Below are 1,381 nucleotides of genomic sequence, written 5' to 3' on the forward strand. Positions count from 1 at the left end.
GTGTTCCTGATGCCGCCGCCGGTGGCCGGCTGATTTTAAACCTTCCATCAGGTGCAGCTCAGTCACGCACAATTCAGTCGGTGTCGGGGAAGGTTGTCACCGTCACCACGGCTTACAGCGAAACACCAGAGTCCGAAAGCGTCTGGGTAGTTGAGTCAGACGAGCTGTATGCGCAGCAATACCGCGTGCTTAGCGTGGCTGACAACAACGACAATACGTTCACCATTTCCGCGGCGTATCACGACCCGGATAAATACGCGCGCATCGATACCGGCGCCATCATCGACGAACGCCCGATCAGTGTTATCCCGCCGGGCAGCCAGTCTGCCCCTGCCAATATTCAGATCGGGTCTTATTCTGTGGTCAATCAGGGGATCAGCGTTCAGACCATGCGGGCTACGTGGGACGCAACGACAAACGCTATCGCTTATGAGGCGCAGTGGCGCCGTAACGATGGGAACTGGGTAAACGTTCCGCGCAGCTCTACCACGTCGTTTGAAGTGCCTGGCATTTATGCTGGTCGTTACCTGGTTCGTGTGCGAGCGATTAATGTGGCAGAGATATCGAGTGGCTGGGGCTACTCGGTTGAAGTTACCCTGACCGGCAAAGAGGGGAACCCACCGAAGCCGGTAGGTTTCACGGCCACCGGCATCAACTGGGGTATTCAGCTGAACTGGGGCTTCCCGGAAAACACCTCGGACACGCTGAAAACAGAGATTCAGTACACGCCGAATTCTGATCAGTCTAATCCTCTTCTGTTGTCTGATGCTCCCTATCCACAGGCAATTTATACGCAACTGGGGTTAAGGGCCGGTCAGGTATTCTGGTACCGCGCTCAACTGGTGGATAAAACCGGAAATGAGTCAGGGTATACCGACTGGATCAGAGGGATGGTGAACGATAATGCAGATGATTACCTGGGCGATATCGCTGATGACTTCCTGAGTTCTGCCGATGGTGACCGGCTGACGGGTGACATTGAAACCAACATCGATGCCATCCTGCAGAACGCCTTAAACCTCAATTCGACCATTGATCACCAGTTCGCTCAGAACGGTGAGGTTAGGGCTKATATTCTGACCGTAAAAACTACTGTCGCCGAGGTTGATCAGGCGATGGCTGATTTGACTACTCAAGTGCAAGCGCAAATCGGAGACGTGACGGCAGCGCTTGAGGACAAACTAACGGCCGTTGTTGATGCCAGTGGTGCTTCAGCAATTTACACCCTGAAAACCGGTGTGCGGATCGGTGGAGTGATGTACAACGCCGGGATGTCTATCGCTGTGTTGGCGCAGGCAGGCCAGCCGGTGGTGACGCGGGTGGGCTTTAACGCAAACCAGTTCGTGCTGATGTCGGGATCAGGTGACACGCAGTATTCACC

1 protein-coding gene is annotated in these 1,381 nt (G+C 54.6%); it reads left to right on the forward strand.

Annotated features, from left to right (window positions below):
• Positions 1-1,381: TipJ family phage tail tip protein (locus AC1DUO_RS24995; RefSeq protein ID WP_477989371.1), on the forward strand; the 1,381-nt coding region annotated here is incomplete at both ends.

The organism is Rahnella sp. P4_A8 (assembly GCF_056402435.1).